Genomic DNA, 16,098 nt, shown 5'->3' on the forward strand with positions numbered 1-16,098 from the left:
AGACATTGGACCGACTCCTACCTTGGTAGCCATGGATCAAGCAAGCATCGACCGACGAGTCCTGGCCCAGCGCGACGCGGACGGCTGGCTGTTTCTGACCGAGGCGGCGCAGAACGGTCTGTCCCTGCTGCGCACCGCCTGGCGCTCCCTCGTGCACGGGGACCAGCGACCTCCGCTGCCCGACGGCGAGCCGCGATGAACTGGATCCAGCACCTGCTGCTGCAACTGCCGCCGCCCGCCGTGTACGGGACGGTGGCCGCAGTGGTGCTGGCCGAGTCGGTGCTGCTGCTGGGGGCCCTGGCGCCGTCGCTGACCACGCTGCTCGCCGCGGGCTTTCTGGCGCGGACCGGCAGCGGCTCGGCGACGGTGCGGCTGCCGGTGGTGATCGCCGCCGCGGTCTGCGCGGTGGTGCTGGGCGACCTGCTGGCCCAGCGCACCGGACGCCGGCTGGGCCCCCGGCTCGGCACCGGTCTGATCGGGCGCAGGATCCCGCCCACACTGCTGCAGCGCACCTACCGGATCCTCGCCCGGCGCGGCGGGGCGGCGGTGTTCCTCTGCCGCTTCCTGCCGGTGCTGCGGACGCTGGCCCCGCACCTGGCCGGCGCCGCCGGGCTGCGCTACCGCAGGATCGCGCCCTACAGCCTGGCGGCGGCGCTGCTGTGGGCTTCGGCGGAGTCGGGCGCGGGCTATGCCCTGGGCGCCTCGTACACCGGACTCGCCTCGCAGGCCGGACCGGTGCTGGGCGGCGCGGCGGCGGTGGCGCTGCTGGCCGCCGCGGTGGTGCTGCGCCGCAGGGCGGCGACCCGCGAGCGCGGGGTGGCCACCGCCGTCCAGCTGCGGGAGACCGACGTCACGGTCGACCGCGAGTCCTGCCTCCGACACTGACGCACCATCAGATCAGTTCACTGACACGGAAGATGGGTACGACCCGGCCGACGGCTCCCCCTCAAGAGCCGTCGGCCGAGTCGAGTTCGGCGGGTGGTGCGGTCCAGCGGTGCGCCGGTGCTCCGGGTCTCAGGGACGCCGGAGCACCGGGTCTCAGGGACGCCGGGTCTCAGGCCCCGGGGTGCAGCCAGCAGGCGACCGAGCGCTCCTGCTCCGGGTGGTCGGCCGGGACCACCAGCGGCGGCAGGTCGGTCCGGCAGGGGTCGAACGCCTTGGGGCAGCGCGGGTGGAAGGCGCAGCCGGTGGGCATCGCGCGCAGGTCCGGCGGGGAGCCGGGGATGCCGCTGAGCTCCCGGCGCTCCCCGCGCAGCGGCGGGAAGGCGTTGAGCAGGCCGTCGCTGTACGGGTGCAGCGAGTCGCGGTAGAGCTTGGCCGAGGGGGCCTCCTCCACGATCCGGCCGCCGTACATGATGGCGATCCGGTCCGAGAACTCGACCAGCAGCGACAGGTCGTGGGTGATGAACACCACCGAGAAGCCCAGCCGCTCGCGCAGGTCCACCAGCTGGCGCAGGATCTGACGCTGCATCACCACGTCGAGCGCGGTGGTGGGTTCGTCCATGATGACGACCTGCGGCTCCAGTGCCAGGGCCATGCCGATCATGACCCGCTGGCGCATCCCGCCGGACAGCTGGTGCGGGTAGCTGTCGAGCCGGTCGGGGGCGATCCCGACCAGCCGCAGCAGTTCCCTGGCCCGGTCCTTCCTGGCCTCCCGGCTCATGTTCGGCTCGTGCGCGGCCAGCACGTCCATCAGCTGGGTGGCGACGGTGTGCACCGGGTTGAGCGAGTTCATCGCGCCCTGGAACACGATGGAGGTCTCGGCCCAGCGGAACCTGCGCAGGGCGGCGTTGTCCATCTGCAGCACGTCCACCGGCGGCTCGCCCGGCGGGTGGTAGATGACCTTGCCGCCGGTGATCACACCGGGCGGCGGCAGCAGCCGGGTCAGGCCGTAGGCCAGGGTGGACTTCCCGCTGCCGCTCTCCCCGGCCAGGCCGAGCACCTCGCCGCGGTGCAGGGTCAGGTTGACGTCGCGGACCGCCTGCACGGACTGCTCGCCGAGGCCGTAGTCGACGCAGAGGCCCTTGATCTCGAGTACCGGCTCCTTGCTCACTGCGACTCTTCCTTACTCGTGGACTCGACCAGGTCGGACTCCTCCACCGGCGAGATCCGGACCGGGGTGAAATCGGCCGGCTCGGGCTGCTCGGAGCGGGGGATGACCACCGGGGTGAAGCCGACCCGCATCTTCACCGGACGGCCGTCGGAGGACTTCGCCCCGCGCTCGCCGTTGTTGCGCAGCCGGGGGTTGACGAACTCGTCGATGCCGAAGTTCACCAGCGCCAGCGAGGTGCCGAGGATGGCGATCGCCAGACCGGCCGGGACGAACCACCACCAGGCGCCCTGGGCCAGCGCCTGCTGGCTCTGCGCCCAGTAGAGGATGGTGCCCCAGTTCCAGGCGGAGAGCCCGGGGACGCCGATGAAGGCCAGGGTGATCTCGCTCATCACCGCGTAGATCACGGTGCCGATGAAGCCGGAGATGATCACCGCACTGAGGTTGGGCAGCAGTTCGAAGATGATGATGCGCCAGGTCGACTCGCCGGTCGCCCGGGCCGCCTCGATGAAGTCCCGCCGTCGCAGCGACAGGGTCTGCGCCCGGACCACCCGGGCGCCCCAGGCCCACGAGGTGAAGCCGATGACCAGGGCGACCAGGGTCTCGCCGCCGCTGGGCAGGCTGGAGGTGATGATGATGATCAGCAGCAGCGCCGGGATCACCAGGAAGACGTTGGTGAGCGCCGAGAGCAGGTCCGAGGCGACCCCGCTGAGGTAGCCGGAAGTCACCCCGATCAGCACCGCGAGGGCGGTGGCGACCGCCCCGGCGATCAGGCCGACGTACATCACGCTGCGGGTGCCGACGATGACCTGGCTGAAGATGTCCTGGCCCAGGTGGGTGGTGCCGAACCAGTGCTTGGCCGAGGGGCCCTGCAGCAGGTCGCTGGTGCGCGCGGTCGGGTCGTGCGGGGCGATGAAGGTGCCGAAGATCGCCAGCAGCCCGAAGAAGATCAGGATGAAGCTGCCGGTGGCGGCCTTGGGGCTGGACAGGAAGCGCAGGTGCTGGCGCTTGGGCTTGCCCGACTCGGGTGCCGTGGCCTGCGGATCGGACGGAGCGATCGAGGTGATGTTGGATGCCGCGGTGGCCATCGCTCAGCCCTCCTTGCGCGTACGCGGGTCGAGGATCAGGTACGCGATGTCGGCCAGCAGGTTCGCCAGCAGCACCGCCAGCGTGATGAACAGGAAGATTCCCTGCATCAGCGGGTAGTCGGTCGATCCCACGGCCTGCAGCATCTCGAAGCCGATGCCCGGGTAGTTGAAGACGATCTCGACCAGCAGGGTGGAACCGAGGATCTGCCCCAGGGCCAGCGAGAGCCCGGAGACATTGGGCAGCAGCGCGTTGCGGGCCGCGTAGCTCAGCATCACCCGGCGGTCGCTCAGGCCCTTGGCGTGGGCCACGGTGATGTAGTCCTCGGCGCCGACGGTGACCATCATGTTGCGCATGCTGAGGATCCAGCCGCTCATGGTGGTGACCACCAGCACCGCCAGCGGCAGCCAGCTGTGCTTGAGCGCGCTGCTGATGAACTCGGTGTCGGTGCCCGGGATCAGCCCCGGGTCGTAGCCGCCGGAGACCGGGAACTGGCTGCCGACCGCGATCAGTCCGGCGATGGCCAGCAGGCCCAGCCAGAAGGCCGGGATGGAGGAGACGAAGGTGGTGCCCGGCAGCAGGAAGTCCAGCCGGGAGCCGCGCAGCCAGCCGGACAGCACACCCAGGAAGGTGCCGGTGGCGAAGCTGATGATGGTGGCCACGCCGGCCAGCGCCACCGTCCACGGCAGGCTCTGCACCAGGATGCTGGAGACCGGGGTCGGGAAGTTGGAGAAGGAGATCCCGAGGTCGCCGTGGGCCAGCTGGCTGAGGTAGGTGGTGTACTGCGACCACAGGCTCTGGTGCTTGTTGAGCCCGAACAGCACGTAGAGCGAGGCGATCGCCTTGGTGTCGATCTGGCCCCGGTTCTTGTTGATCAGGGCCATCACCGGGTCGCCCGGGATCAGCCGGGGGATGAAGAAGTTGACGGTGATCGCGGCCCACGCGGTGAGGAGGTAGAAGCCGAGCCGCTGCAGGAAGTACTTCACTGGGATGCCTCCGTCCCGGCCGGCGCGGTGCTGCCGCTGGTCCCGGTGCCGCCGTGGTTCTCGTCGAACAACCAGCAGGCTGCCCAGTGCGGGGATTCGCCGTCAATGGTTCCGGCCAGCACCGTCGCGCTCAGCTCGACCGGGACCGGTACGTCGAAGCGGGGCGGCAGCTCGCTGCGGCAGATGTCCATCGCGGACGGGCAGCGCGGGTTGAACCGGCAGCCGGCCGGCGGTTCGATCAGGCTGGGTGGCTCGCCGCCGCTGGTGTCCTCGGTGTCGTCCGGGGTGCCCAGGCCGAGGATCCGGTCCGGGTCCGGCGCCGAGCTGATCAGCAGCTGGGTGTAGGGGTGGGCCGGGTGCTGGGTTACGGCCTCGCTGGAACCGCCCTCCACCATCCGCCCGGCGTACATCACCATGGTGTCGTCCGCGAAGTAGCGGGCCGAGGCGATGTCGTGGGTGATGTAGAGGATGGCCAGGCTCAGCCGCTCCTTGAGGTCGCGCAGCAGGTTGAGCACACCGAGCCGGATCGACACGTCCAGCATGGAGACCGGCTCGTCGGCGAGCAGGGCGTCGGGATCGGCCGCGAGGGCACGGGCGATCGCTACGCGCTGGCGCTGTCCGCCGGAGAGCTCGTGCGGGAACTTGTCGAGGTAGCGGGCCGCCGGAGTGAGCTGCACCCGCTCCAGCAGCTGCTCCAGGGCCTGCTGCAGTTCGGCCGCGCCGGTCTTGCCGTGGCCGCTGCCGCCGTTGCCGTGGATCCGCAGCGCCCGGGTGAGGTGGTAGCGGATGGTGTGGACCGGGTTCAGTGAGGCGAACGGGTCCTGGAAGATCATCTGGACCTTGCGGTTGTACGCCCGGAAGCGCCGTCCCCCCTTGACCGTCACCGACTCCCCGTGCAGCCGGATGTCGCCGCCGGTGCGCGGGTACAGCTGCGCGAGCAGCCGTGCCACGGTGGACTTCCCGGAGCCCGACTCACCGACGAGAGCCGTGACACGTCCTCTGCGGAGCCTCAGGGTGACGTCGTCGACGGCGTGCACGACGCGTGGAGTACGCGTCAGCGCCTGCCGTCCGCTCTTGCGCACCGCGAAGTGCTTGGTGAGGCCGTCCGCCTCGAGAACCGTCTCGCTGTCCGGTGGCGCCGGTGGAGAGGACGTTTGGCTCAACGTCATGCCCGGTATCCCATCGTGATGTCAGTGCCCCCGGTCCTCCGCCCGGGTACGGGGCGGAGGACCGGGAAGCGGGGGGTGAGTGCTGTGGTGCGGTTACTTCCCGGATGCGGCTGTCGTGCGGGGTGCTACTTGGCCGACTTCAGGTGCAGCACCACGTTCAGCGCCTCGGGGATGGTCGGCTGGGCGCCGGCGTAGTTGTTGCTGTCGTCCGGCCATCCCACCCAGTTCTTGGTGGAGTACTCGGCGCCGTAGTTGCCGGCCGAGGTCGGGATCATCGGGGTCTGCTCGACCATGATGGTCTCGAGGGTGGTCAGCGCGGCGGTGCGGCTGGCGTCGTCGGGCGCGTTCGCGTAGTCCTTCAGCGCCTGGGTGGCCTGCGGGCTGGTGAAGCGGCCGTAGTTGCCGTTGGGGGAGTCGGTGCCGATCGGCTTCAGGTTGTCGCCGTTCATGATGTTCTCGTAGAAGTCGTACGGGGTGGCCCCGCCGTTGGTCCAGTGCATCGCGGCCTGGAAGTTGCCGGCGCCGATGTTCTTGGTCCAGGCGTTCTCGTCGGCCTTGTCGACCGTGGCCTTGATGCCGATCTTGGAGAAGTTGTCGGCGATGATGGTCAGGTCGGTCTGGTAGTCGGACCAGCCGGCCGGGTCGGTCAGGGTGATGGTGACCGGCTTGCCGGTCTTGTCCTTGAGCACGTTGTTGGCGTAGGTGTAGCCGGCCGCCTTGAGCTTGGCGAGCGCGCCTGCCACGTCGACCTTGGCGGTCTGGCCCTTGTACTTGTCGACGATGAAGGGGTCGCCGGCCGGGGTGGGCAGGCCGGTGACGCTGTCGACCAGCGGCTTGAAGTAGCCGGACTCACCCTGGTTGAAGATGTCGTCGCGGTTGATGACCATGGCCATCGCGCCACGCAGGGCCGGGTCGTCGAACGGCTTGACGGTGGTGTTGATCCACAGGCCGTCCGCGCTCAGGCTCGGCGGGAACCAGAGCTTGAAGTGGGCCGGGTCCTTGGCCACGAAGACCTGCTTGGCCTGCGGGATGAAGACGTAGCTCCACTCGGCCGCACCGCTGGTGAGCGCGGTGGTCATCGAGTCGTTGCCGGTGTACGAGGTGTAGAGCAGGGTCTGCACCTTGGGCAGCGCCTGCCAGTAGTCGCTGGTCCGGGCCTGCAGGGTGACGTTCTGGGTGGTGATCGACTTCAGCGTGTACGGGCCGGTGCCGACCGGGTTCGCCACGATGTCCTTGGTCGGGTCGACCATCTTCGACCAGATCGCCTTCGGGATGACGAAGGTCCGCAGCACCTTGGACTGGGTGACGAACTGCGAGTTGGTGAAGTTGACGGTGACCGTGTTGCCGCTGCTGCTGGTGCTGTCGATGGCCAGCGCGTTGTAGTTGAGGGCCGGCTGGTCCTTCAGGATCTGGAAGGAGTACGCCACGTCGGCCGCCGTCATCGCGGAGCCGTCGGAGAACTTGACGCCGTCACGCACGGTGAAGGTGACGGTCTTGTAGTTGTTGGTCCAGTCCCACTTGGTGGCGAGCCACGGCTGGGCCGGGTCGGCCGGCTTGGCCTCGTTCACCATGGCGAGGGGCTCGTAGATCATGAAGCGGTAGCCGAGGGCGGCGGCGGCCGAGGAGTTCAGGTACGGGTTGTTGTTCTTGGTGATCGCACCGTCGGGCATGCCGATCTTCAGTGCGGTGACCCCGGAGCCGCCCGAGCCGGTGGCCTTGTGACCCGCGTTGGTGCTGCTGCAGGCGGCGAGGCAGGTTATCGCCAGGCTGCCGGCGAACACTGCGGTGATGGTGCGATTGAGGCGCATGATTCCCCACTTCAGAGGTGTCAAGACGAGGATGTGGCTGGGTGGAGCCGGGTTCGATCGGGTGGTGCGGCTTCTTTCCGGGTGGTGCGGGGTGGTGCGGGTGGAGCTGTTGTGGTGCGGGTGGTGCGGCTTCGGGTGTGGTGCAGCGCGGCAGGGCGCGTACGCGCTCTGCCAGCGGCCGCCCCGGGGCGGCGGGGGAGGTGGTGCTCCGGGCCTACCGGGGGTCGGGCTGGAGCTGGGTCCGGATCAGGGAGGAGTCCCGGACGACCAGGTGGGTGGGGAGGACGCTGGCCGCGTTCGGCAGCGGGACCCCCTTGAAGTGCGCGAGCAGCATCCGGGCGGCTGCGTCGCCCATCTCGCGCAGCGGCTGGTGCACGGTGGTCAGCGCCGGGTCGCTGTAGGAGGCGAGCGGGACGTCGTCGAAACCGACCACGGCCACCTCCTCCGGCACACGGATCCCGGCCTCGCGCAGGGCGAGCAGCACGCCTGTCGCGGAGAGGTCGTTCTGGGCGAACACGGCGTCGAAGGTCATTCCCGTGCTCAGCATGGCGGTGACGGCGGCCCTCCCCTGTTCGAAGGTGAAGTCGCCGACCACGATCTGGTCGGGGAACAGCGGGTGCCCGTTCGCCGCGTAGGTGTCGGCGAATCCGGCCAGCCGTTCCTGGGTGCAGCCGAAGCTCTCCGGGCCGGTGATCACCACCGGGCGGTGCCTGCCGAGCTCCAGCAGGTGCTGGGCTGCCGACTCGCCGCCGCTCCGGTCGGTGGTGGCGACGGAGGGGAACAGCGGGCGGTGGCCGCGGTCGTCGATCAGGACGACCGGGAGGCCGGCTTCGTGCAGTTCGGTGATGTAGTCGAGGGTGCCCTCGGGTTCGATCACCAGGAGTCCGTCGAAGGACTTGGCGGACACCTGCTTGGCGAAGCGCCGCAGCGACTCCTCGCCGCGGTCGCAGGTGAAGAGCAGCAGCCCGAACCCCTCCGCCTCCACGACGTCGATCACGCCCTGGAGCACCTGGCCTATCCACGGCCAGGTCAGTGAGGGGACGAGCATCCCGACGATCTGGGTGCGCCCCCGGGCCAGGCCGACCGCTCCGGCGCTGGGGACGTAACCGAGCTCGGCGATCACCTGGCGGACCCGTGCGGCGGTGGCCGCGTTGAGCTCGCCCTTGCCGTTGAGGACCCGCGAGACCGTGGTCTTGCTCACCCCGGCATGTGCTGCCACATCGGCGATGGTGATCGGCACGTCCGCCTCCGTTCGTCATTGATCGGTGGTCGCTTTTGGGGTGTTTCAGTGGTACTTGCGGTTGTCTTGCGTTGTCTTGGATCTCAGTTCGGGAACCGGTTCCGCAACCGGTTCCGCCGCAGAGTCAACCAAGGTAATCTCCGTCACGTCAATCACGTTCCGGCAACAAAGAGTTAACTTGAGTCCAGAGCCTGGAGAGCGCTCTCTGCCTGCCGGGAGCTTGCCTCGGGGTGCGGTTGCTGTCAAGACTCGAAGTCAGCGACGTTGCAGGGATGTGACCTGTCTTCATCTCTCGCATGCAAACGACTGGTTCGACCGGGGCTCTTGACGCTCATGGAGGACTGGCGCGACACTCCACTGAGTGAGAGAGCGCTCTCTCTTGATCACTTGATCACTTCCGAAACCCAGCCCAGCCCAGCAGTCAGCGCAGCATCAGCCCGCCAACCGCCGTACCCCACTGGAGAACCATGACGACCAGCCTCGACCGTTCGTCCGCGCCCGAGCCGCGCGCCGACGTCGGCTCCCGCTTCCCCACGGACTTCCTGTGGGGCGTCGCCACCTCCGCGTACCAGATCGAGGGCGCCGCGTTCGAGGACGGCCGCACGGCCTCCATCTGGGACACCTTCAGCCGGGTCCCCGGTGCCACTTTCGGCGGCCACAACGGCGACACCGCCTGCGACCACTACCACCGGATGCCCGAGGACGTCGACCTGATCGCCGGCCTCGGGGTCGACTCGTACCGCTTCTCGCTGTCCTGGCCGCGGATCCAGCCGGGCGGGAAGGGCGCCGCCAACGCTCGCGGCCTGGCCTTCTACGACCGCCTGGTGGACCGGCTGCTGGCCCGCGGCGTGCTGCCCTGGGTCACCCTGTACCACTGGGACCTGCCGCAGGAGCTGGAGGACGCCGGCGGCTGGCCCGCCCGCGACACCGCGCACCGCTTCGCCGACTACGCCGAGATCGCGATGAACGCCCTCGGCGACCGGGTCAGCTGGTGGACCACCCTGAACGAGCCCTGGTGCTCCGCGGTGCTCGGCTACGAGACCGGCCGGCACGCGCCGGGCCGGCAGGACTTCGGCGACTCCATGTCCGCCGTGCACCACCTGCTGCTGGGCCACGGCCTGGCCTCGCAGCGGCTCAGGGAGACCGCCCCCGGGCCGATCCAGGTCGGCATCACCCTGAACACCGCGCACGCCGTGCCAGCCACCGAATCGGCCGCCGACCGGGCCGCCGCGCGCCGGGCCGACGGCCTCGGCACCCGGGTCTACACCGACCCGCTGGTCCACGGCAGCTACCCGCTCGACGTGGTCGACGACCTGGCCGCCCGCGGGGTGCACCTGCCGGTGCAGGACGGCGACCTCGCGGTGATCGCCCAGCCGCTGGACTTCCTCGGCGTCAACTACTACACCAGCCACTACTTCTCCGGCACCGACGAGGACGGCCGCGAGGAGGTGGACGGGCTGCCGGTGGTCCGCCAGGTGTTCCAGGGCCTCCCGGTCACCGCGATGGACTGGGAGATCACCCCCTACGGCTTCACCGAGCTGCTGGTCCGGCTGGGTCGCGACTACCCGGGCGTCCCGCTCTACGTCACCGAGAACGGCGCCGCCTTCGACGACGAGGTCGGCCCGGACGGCGAGGTCGACGACGCCGACCGCACCGCGTACTTCACCGAGCACCTGGCCGCCGTCGCCGACGCGCGCGAGGCGGGGGCGGACATCAGGGGCTACTTCGCCTGGTCGCTGATGGACAACTTCGAGTGGAGCTACGGCTACGACAAGCGCTTCGGTATCGTCCACGTCGACTACGAGACGCAGGCGCGGACGGTCAAGCGCAGCGGGCGCTGGTTCGCGGACGCGATCCTCCGCAACCGCGAGGCGCAGGGCGACTAGGAGGGGGACGGGACGGGTGGTGGCGGCTCTGACGCCACCACCCGTCCCTGGCCTGTTTTCCGGCCCCGGCGCCCGAGCCCCCCCGCGCGCCGGCGGCGCACACCGCACGTCACTTCCTGACTGAGCATCAGTCCCCCGCCCGAGAGGACCACCCCGTGCGCATCGAGCTCCGAGACGGCGTACTGCACACCGACGGCGCCCCCGGCCTGCTCGCCACCGCCGACTACCCGTACTACCGGGACGACCCGACGGTGTGGCGGGACCGGCTGCGCACCCTGCGCGACGAGACCGGCATCCGGGTCGTCACCAGCTACTTCCCCTGGCGGCACCACCAGCCCGACGCCGACTCACCGCCGGACTTCACCGGGGCCACCAGGCCGGACCGCGACCTGGTCGGCTACCTGCGGATCTGCGCCGAGCTCGGGCTCAGCGTGATCGCCAAGCCGGGCCCGTTCATCCACGCCGAGACCAACTACGGCGGCCTGCCGGACTGGATCTGCCCCGCGGTCAACCCGGAGGTCGAGGCCACCCTGGACGCCGAGGGCAACCCGGTGCTCTGGTCGGGATCCGTGCGCGGCCCGGACGGCCGGGTCGAGCGCCGGCCGCTGCCGGCCCCGCTGGGCGCCCACTTCGCGGTCCGGGTCGGCGACTGGATGCGCGCGGTCGACAAGGAGGTGCTGTCGGCCGCCACCACCCCGGACGGGCCGGTGGTGCTGGTCCAGATCGCCAACGAGGGACTGTTCACCGACGGCGCCCTGCCGCTCTGGGCCTATGACTACAGCGCCCCCGGGCTGGCCTTCTTCCGCGGCAAGCTGGCCGAGTACTACGGCAGCCTGGACGCCTACAACGAGGTCCACGGCACCGGCCACGGCGACTGGGCCGAGGTCGAGCCGCCGCGCGAGCGCCGGGTCGCCGAGAGCGTCCAGGAGCAGCTGGCCCGCGCCGACTGGGGCCGCTACCACTCCGACCTGCTGACCGAGGCGTACCACACCTGGACCGCGGCGCTGGCGCCCGGCGTCCCGGTGCTGGTCAACCTCAACCCGCCGGCCGAGCACCCGCACTCCTTCGACGGCTGGCTGGCCCGGGTCCGGCCCGAGCGCTGGGACGGCATCCACTACGGCTTCACCAACTGGATGGGCGTGGTCTCCACCGACCACACCTCGCACGCCCGCTACGTCGTCGCCGCCAAGCGGGCCCCGGGCCCCAACCTGGAGGAGAACTGGGGCTTCTCCGAGCTGTACGACCGGGCCTACGCGGCCGGGGCGACCAGCTTCCACCAGAGCCTGCTGGCGCTGGCCGCGGGCGCGACCGGGATCAACGTCTACACCGGCGTCGCCACCTCGGGCTGGGGCGACGACCTGGACGTCATGCACGCCCCGCCGTACCCGGACTGCCCCCCGATCGACGCGCAGGGCAACCCCACCGACAAGGCCGGCACGGTCCGGATGCTGGCGGACTTCTTCGAGGCCCACGGCGCCGAGTTCCTGGCGGCCACCCCGGCCGCGGGCTCCAGCTGGGGCCTCTACGCCCCGTACGCGGCGGTGGCGGCCTGGGCGCCGGACGACGACGACAGCGGCGCCGGCTGCGGGCGTCCGCTGCGCGACTTCCACGAGCGGATCCGGGCCGAGGGCGGCGACTACCGGATCGTCGACCTGGAGAGCGCGACCGCCGAGACCCTGGCCGGGCACCCCGACCTGGTACTGCACGGCGGCCCGTTCATGCACGAACGGGTGCAGCGGCTGCTCGCCGGGCACCTGGCGGCCGGGCACTCGGTGCGGCTCGGCGGGGAGGTGCCGCGGCTGGACGAACTGCTGCGACCGTGCACGGTGCTGGCCGAGGCGCTGGCGGCCGGGCCGGTCCCGGCGCCGGCCCGGGTGCTCACCCCGACGGTGGTCTCCGGCCACGCCGACGCCTACTGGCGCAGCGTCAGCCCGGACACCGGCTACCTCACCGTGCTGGTGCAGAGCGACAACGAGGGACCGGTCACGGTCTCCGTCCCGCTCGGCGGCGAGCAGGTGGCGACGGTGACCGTGGTGAGCGCCAAGGGCGGCGCGGCCCTGGTCCGCATCGTCGGCGGCGAGCTGGACGACTTCCTGGTCACCGGCCTGAACTCGTACCTGGACTCGGCGGTCACCCCGGTGGTCGGACTCGGCGAGGAGTCGGTCCGCGCGGACGGCGCCTCCGACCTGGCCCGGGTGAAGGGGGAGCTGCGCACACTGCGGCACTGACGCCGTGCCGGCTGTCGCCCCCACGGCCCCCGGTGCCGCGGTACCCGCACCGGGGGTGGCAGTGGGCTGCCGCCGGGCTACCAGCCGGCGCCCGGCACCAGTTCCCGTACGGCGGGGAGGGCGGCGTCCAGGACGGTGCCGAACCAGACCGAGAACGCCGTGGAGGCCCGCAGCTCGGCCAGCTCGGCCGCGGTGACCAGGCGGACCGCGGCGACCTCGTCGGGGTCCGGGGCCTGGTCGGCGGCGGCGAAACCGACGAAGAGGTGGTTGTACTCCTTCTCGACCAGCCCGGTGGCCTCGTCGGGGTGGTTGTAGGTGACCGTCCCGGCGGCCTGGAGCCGGACCGGGGCGGCGCCCAGCTCCTCCGCGGTGCGCCGGGCCGCCGCGGCGAAGGGGGTCTCACCGGGGTAGGGGTGCCCGCAGCAGGTGTTCGACCAGACGCCGGGGGAGTGGTACTTGCCCAGGGCCCGCTGCTGCAGCAGCATCCGGCCCTCGGTGTCGAAGAGGAACACGGAGAAGGCGCGGTGCAGCCGTCCGGGGGCCTGGTGGGCGGACAGCTTTTCCGCCGTCCCGATGGTCCGGCCCTGCTCGTCGACCAGTTCCAGCAGGATCTCGGTCGCGGTCAGGGGGGTCGCATCGTGGGTAATCGCAGCACTGGTCGAGGTCGACAAAATGCAGGACCTTTCGGGTGGTGTGGCGAACGCGGTCGGGGTCGCTGCCCCCGGCACGGTCGGCGGAGACCGCCAGCCCACAGTCTGCCGTATGGGACCCGTGGGAACTGCGAGAAGGACCCCATCGGGTGGCGGCGGACCCGCTCACCGGGCGGGCGCCGGGTCCGCGGGACCGGCGCGGCTTGTGGCCCGGCGTCACTGTCCGCAATGATGATCGTCCGACGACCACCAGTTCGTGCCGGGGAACGGCGTACCGGCCTCCGCGTGTCACCGGGCACCCGCAGTCGCCTACGATCGCCAGGGCAGCCCGCCTTTTTCCGGGACGCCCTGGCACGCCACGCACGCTAAAAAGAATCCGGAGAACCACATGATCGGCCTCGTTCTGGCCGCAGGCGCCGGACGCCGTCTGCGCCCGTACACCGACACCCTTCCCAAGGCCCTGGTGCCGGTGGACGGCGAGCGGACCATCCTCGACCTCACTCTGGGCAACTTCGCCGAGGTCGGCATCAAGGACGTCGCCATCGTGGTCGGCTACCGGGCCGAGGCCGTGTACGAGCGCCGGGCCGCGCTGGAGCAGAAGTACGGCCTCACCCTCACCCTGGTCGACAACGACAAGGCCGAGGTGTGGAACAACGCCTACTCCCTCTGGTGCGCCCGCGCCCTCTTCGCCGAGGGCCTGCTGCTGGCCAACGGCGACACCGTGCACCCGGCCTCGGTGCAGCGCACCATGCTGGACGCGAACGCCCGGCTGACCGCCGAGGGCAGCGCCCCCGGCATCCTGCTGGCGCTGGACACGGTGAAGAAGCTCGCCGACGAGGAGATGAAGGTCGTCGTCGACCCGGCCCTGGGCATGCGCCGGATCACCAAGCTGATGGACCCGGCCGAGGCGACCGGCGAGTACATCGGCCTGACCGTGATCAACCCCTCGGCCGCCGAGGACCTCGCCTCCGCGCTGCAGGCCACCTTCGAGCGCGACCCCGACCTGTACTACGAGGACGGCTACCAGGAGATGGTGAACCGGGGGCAGCGGGTGGACGTGCAGCCCATCGGCGAGGTCTCCTGGGTCGAGATCGACAACCACGAGGACCTGGCCAGGGGACGGGAGATCGCGTGCCGGTACTGACCCGACTCGTTCCCTCGCCGCTGGTCGTCGACATCCGCTCCGGCGCGCTGGAGGACCTCGGCGCCATCCTCGCCGACCAGCGGATCTCCGCCTCCGGGCGGCTCGCGGTCGCGGTCAGCGGGGGCTCCGGCGCGGCGCTGCGGGAGCGGCTGGCGCCGCAGCTGCCCGGCGCCGACTGGTACCCGGTGGCCGGCGGCACCCTGGACGCGGCCGTCACCCTGGCCGACCAGATGCGGGCGGGCCACTACGACGCGGTGGTCGGCCTCGGCGGCGGCAAGATCCTGGACGCCGCCAAGTACGCCGCGGCGCGGGTCGGACTGCCGATGGTCGCGGTGGCCACCAACCTGGCCCACGACGGGCTCTGCTCCCCGGTCTCCACCCTGGACAACGACGCGGGACGGGGCTCCTACGGGGTGCCCAGTCCGATCGGCATCATCGTGGACCTGGACGTGATCCGGCAGGCGCCGCCGCGCTTCGTCGCGGCCGGCATCGGCGACGTCATCTCCAACATCTCCGCCTGCGCCGACTGGGAGCTCTCCAAGCGCGAGACCGGTGAGCAGGTGGACGGCCTGGCCGTGGCGATGGCCCGCAGCGCCGGGGAACTGATGCTGCGCCACCCGGGCACCATCGCCGACGACACCCTGCTGATCGCGCTCGCCGAGTCCCTGGTACTGTCCGGCATCGCCATGAACATCAGCGGCAGCACCCGCCCCTCCAGCGGCGGCTGCCACGAGATCAGCCACGCCCTGGACATCCTGCACCCGGCCCGCGCCGCCCAGCACGGCGAGCAGTGCGGACTGGGCGCGGCGTTCGCCACGTACCTGCGCGGCGACATCGCGCTGTCCCAGCAGATGGCCGACGTCCTCCGCCGCCACGGCCTGCCCGTGACGGCAGCTCAGATCGGGTTCAGCGACGAGGAGTTCGTCGCCGCGGTGCACTACGCTCCGCAGACCCGACCAGGACGGTTCACCATCCTGGAACACCTCGACCTAGACCCCACAGCCATCCGGGACGCGTACACCGACTATGTCAAACACGTCAGCTCCTGAACGTACCCCTGCCAAGGGCGGCAAGCCCACGATCGCGGAGTTCCGCGCCGTGGCCCACCCCGAGGGCATGCTCGAACGGCGGTCCGGCGAGCACTGGGCCGGCCGGCTCTACATGCGGAAGATCTCGTCCCGGGTCACCCGGCACCTGATCGACGCGCCGGTCAGCCCCAACCAGCTGACCTGGCTGATGATGCTCACCGGCGTGCTCGGCGGCGCCGCGCTGCTGATCCCCGGCCTGACCGGGGCGGTGCTCGCGGCCCTGCTGATCCAGGCGTACCTGGGCCTGGACTGCGTCGACGGCGAACTGGCCCGCTGGCGCAAGCAGACCTCGACCACCGGGGTCTACCTGGACCGGGTGGGCCACTACCTGTCCGAGGCCGCGCTGCTCACCGGGGCCGGCCTGCGCGCCGCCGACCTGTTCAAGCACGGCGGCGGCACCAACTGGATGTGGGCCTTCCTCGGCACCGTCGCCGCCCTCGGCGCGATCCTGATCAAGGCCGAGACCGACCTGGTCGACGTGGCCCGGATCCGCCGCGGGCTGACCGCGGTGGAGGACTCCGCCTCGGTGCCGCGCGCCTCCGGGGTGGCCCTGGCCCGCAAGCTGGTGGCCTCGCTGAAGTTCCACCGGCTGATCGGCGGGGTCGAGGCCTCGCTGGTGCTGCTGGCGGCCGGGATCGCCGACTTCGCCCACGGCGACCTGTTCTTCACCCGGCTGGCGGTCGCGGTCCTGGCCGGCATCGCGGTGCTGCAGACCGTGCTGCACCTGGTCAGCATCGTCATGTCGAGCAGGCTGCGATGAGCG

14 protein-coding genes are annotated in these 16,098 nt (G+C 70.9%); 7 read left to right on the plus strand and 7 right to left on the minus strand.

Translation table 11 applies throughout. The annotated features are described in order from the left end of the window. Positions 1-31: 31 nt before the first annotated feature. Positions 32-199 (plus strand): hypothetical protein, encoded by a 168-nt coding sequence (locus tag ACEZDG_RS17945; protein ID WP_380510223.1) that lies wholly within the window; start codon positions 32-34, stop codon positions 197-199. Beyond that, complete coding sequence (locus ACEZDG_RS17950; RefSeq protein WP_380510226.1) at positions 196-885, plus strand: DedA family protein; 690 nt, start codon at positions 196-198, stop codon at positions 883-885. Before ACEZDG_RS17945 ends, ACEZDG_RS17950 begins: the two co-directional genes overlap by 4 nt. A gap of 169 nt (positions 886-1,054) precedes the next feature. Here ACEZDG_RS17950 and ACEZDG_RS17955 read toward each other — a convergent pair whose 3' ends face one another. From ACEZDG_RS17955 to ACEZDG_RS17980, 6 genes are all read right to left on the minus strand, one after another. Beyond that, positions 1,055-2,053 (minus strand): ABC transporter ATP-binding protein, encoded by a 999-nt coding sequence (locus tag ACEZDG_RS17955; protein WP_380510229.1) that lies wholly within the window; start codon positions 2,051-2,053, stop codon positions 1,055-1,057. Then, positions 2,050-3,138 carry an ABC transporter permease gene (locus tag ACEZDG_RS17960; RefSeq protein WP_380510232.1) on the minus strand — a complete coding sequence of 363 codons (1,089 nt, stop codon included), beginning with the start codon at positions 3,136-3,138 and terminating at the stop codon, positions 2,050-2,052. Before ACEZDG_RS17960 ends, ACEZDG_RS17955 begins: the two co-directional genes overlap by 4 nt. A 3-nt stretch (positions 3,139-3,141) precedes the next feature. Beyond that, positions 3,142-4,122 carry an ABC transporter permease gene (locus tag ACEZDG_RS17965; protein ID WP_380510235.1) on the minus strand — a complete coding sequence of 327 codons (981 nt, stop codon included), beginning with the start codon at positions 4,120-4,122 and terminating at the stop codon, positions 3,142-3,144. After that, positions 4,119-5,291 carry an ABC transporter ATP-binding protein gene (locus tag ACEZDG_RS17970; RefSeq protein ID WP_380510238.1) on the minus strand — a complete coding sequence of 391 codons (1,173 nt, stop codon included), beginning with the start codon at positions 5,289-5,291 and terminating at the stop codon, positions 4,119-4,121. Before ACEZDG_RS17970 ends, ACEZDG_RS17965 begins: the two co-directional genes overlap by 4 nt. A 125-nt stretch (positions 5,292-5,416) precedes the next feature. Beyond that, entirely contained in the window at positions 5,417-7,099 is a 1,683-nt protein-coding gene (locus ACEZDG_RS17975) for an ABC transporter substrate-binding protein (RefSeq protein ID WP_380510241.1), read from the minus strand. A gap of 214 nt (positions 7,100-7,313) precedes the next feature. Beyond that, entirely contained in the window at positions 7,314-8,339 is a 1,026-nt protein-coding gene (locus ACEZDG_RS17980; protein ID WP_380510244.1) for a LacI family DNA-binding transcriptional regulator, read from the minus strand. Positions 8,340-8,806: 467 nt separating this feature from the next. On the opposite strand from ACEZDG_RS17980, the gene ACEZDG_RS17985 reads away from it, so the two are divergent. Continuing rightward, entirely contained in the window at positions 8,807-10,225 is a 1,419-nt protein-coding gene (locus ACEZDG_RS17985; protein ID WP_380510247.1) for a GH1 family beta-glucosidase, read from the plus strand. 155 nt (positions 10,226-10,380) lie between these two features. Continuing rightward, positions 10,381-12,453, plus strand: coding sequence for a beta-galactosidase (locus tag ACEZDG_RS17990; protein ID WP_380510249.1), 2,073 nt, complete (start codon positions 10,381-10,383; stop codon positions 12,451-12,453). Between the two features lie 77 nt (positions 12,454-12,530). Here the strand turns inward: ACEZDG_RS17990 and idi are convergent, their stop codons facing one another. Next, on the minus strand, positions 12,531-13,124 hold the full coding sequence (gene idi, locus ACEZDG_RS17995) for an isopentenyl-diphosphate Delta-isomerase (protein ID WP_380510252.1): 594 nt from the start codon (positions 13,122-13,124) through the stop codon (positions 12,531-12,533). Between the two features lie 367 nt (positions 13,125-13,491). On the opposite strand from idi, the gene ACEZDG_RS18000 reads away from it, so the two are divergent. From ACEZDG_RS18000 to ACEZDG_RS18010, 3 genes are all read left to right on the plus strand, one after another. Next, the gene (locus ACEZDG_RS18000) at positions 13,492-14,247 is read left to right on the plus strand and encodes a phosphocholine cytidylyltransferase family protein (protein WP_380510255.1); all 756 of its coding nucleotides are present in this window, start codon (positions 13,492-13,494) and stop codon (positions 14,245-14,247) included. Then, on the plus strand, positions 14,235-15,296 hold the full coding sequence (locus tag ACEZDG_RS18005) for an iron-containing alcohol dehydrogenase family protein (protein ID WP_380510258.1): 1,062 nt from the start codon (positions 14,235-14,237) through the stop codon (positions 15,294-15,296). The genes ACEZDG_RS18000 and ACEZDG_RS18005 overlap by 13 nt, the downstream gene beginning before the upstream one ends. A gap of 67 nt (positions 15,297-15,363) precedes the next feature. Then, complete coding sequence (locus ACEZDG_RS18010; RefSeq protein ID WP_380510967.1) at positions 15,364-16,095, plus strand: CDP-alcohol phosphatidyltransferase family protein; 732 nt, start codon at positions 15,364-15,366, stop codon at positions 16,093-16,095. Positions 16,096-16,098: the final 3 nt, after the last annotated feature.

The sequence above is a fragment of the Streptacidiphilus alkalitolerans genome (assembly GCF_042511045.1).
Taxonomy (GTDB): Bacteria; Actinomycetota; Actinomycetes; order Streptomycetales; family Streptomycetaceae; genus Streptacidiphilus; species Streptacidiphilus alkalitolerans.

Excerpts from the sequence above, each read along its gene's own strand:
- ACEZDG_RS17945 (WP_380510223.1), top strand. The coding sequence starts at position 32 with ATGGATCAAGCAAGCATCGACCGACGAGTCCTGGCCCAGCGCGACGCG.
- ACEZDG_RS17950 (WP_380510226.1), top strand. The coding sequence starts at position 196 with ATGAACTGGATCCAGCACCTGCTGCTGCAACTGCCGCCGCCCGCCGTG.
- ACEZDG_RS17960 (WP_380510232.1), bottom strand. The coding sequence starts at position 3,138 with ATGGCCACCGCGGCATCCAACATCACCTCGATCGCTCCGTCCGATCCG.
- ACEZDG_RS17970 (WP_380510238.1), bottom strand. The coding sequence starts at position 5,291 with ATGACGTTGAGCCAAACGTCCTCTCCACCGGCGCCACCGGACAGCGAG.
- ACEZDG_RS17975 (WP_380510241.1), bottom strand. The coding sequence starts at position 7,099 with ATGCGCCTCAATCGCACCATCACCGCAGTGTTCGCCGGCAGCCTGGCG.
- ACEZDG_RS17985 (WP_380510247.1), top strand. The coding sequence starts at position 8,807 with ATGACGACCAGCCTCGACCGTTCGTCCGCGCCCGAGCCGCGCGCCGAC.
- ACEZDG_RS18000 (WP_380510255.1), top strand. The coding sequence starts at position 13,492 with ATGATCGGCCTCGTTCTGGCCGCAGGCGCCGGACGCCGTCTGCGCCCG.
- ACEZDG_RS18010 (WP_380510967.1), top strand. The coding sequence starts at position 15,364 with ATGCTCGAACGGCGGTCCGGCGAGCACTGGGCCGGCCGGCTCTACATG.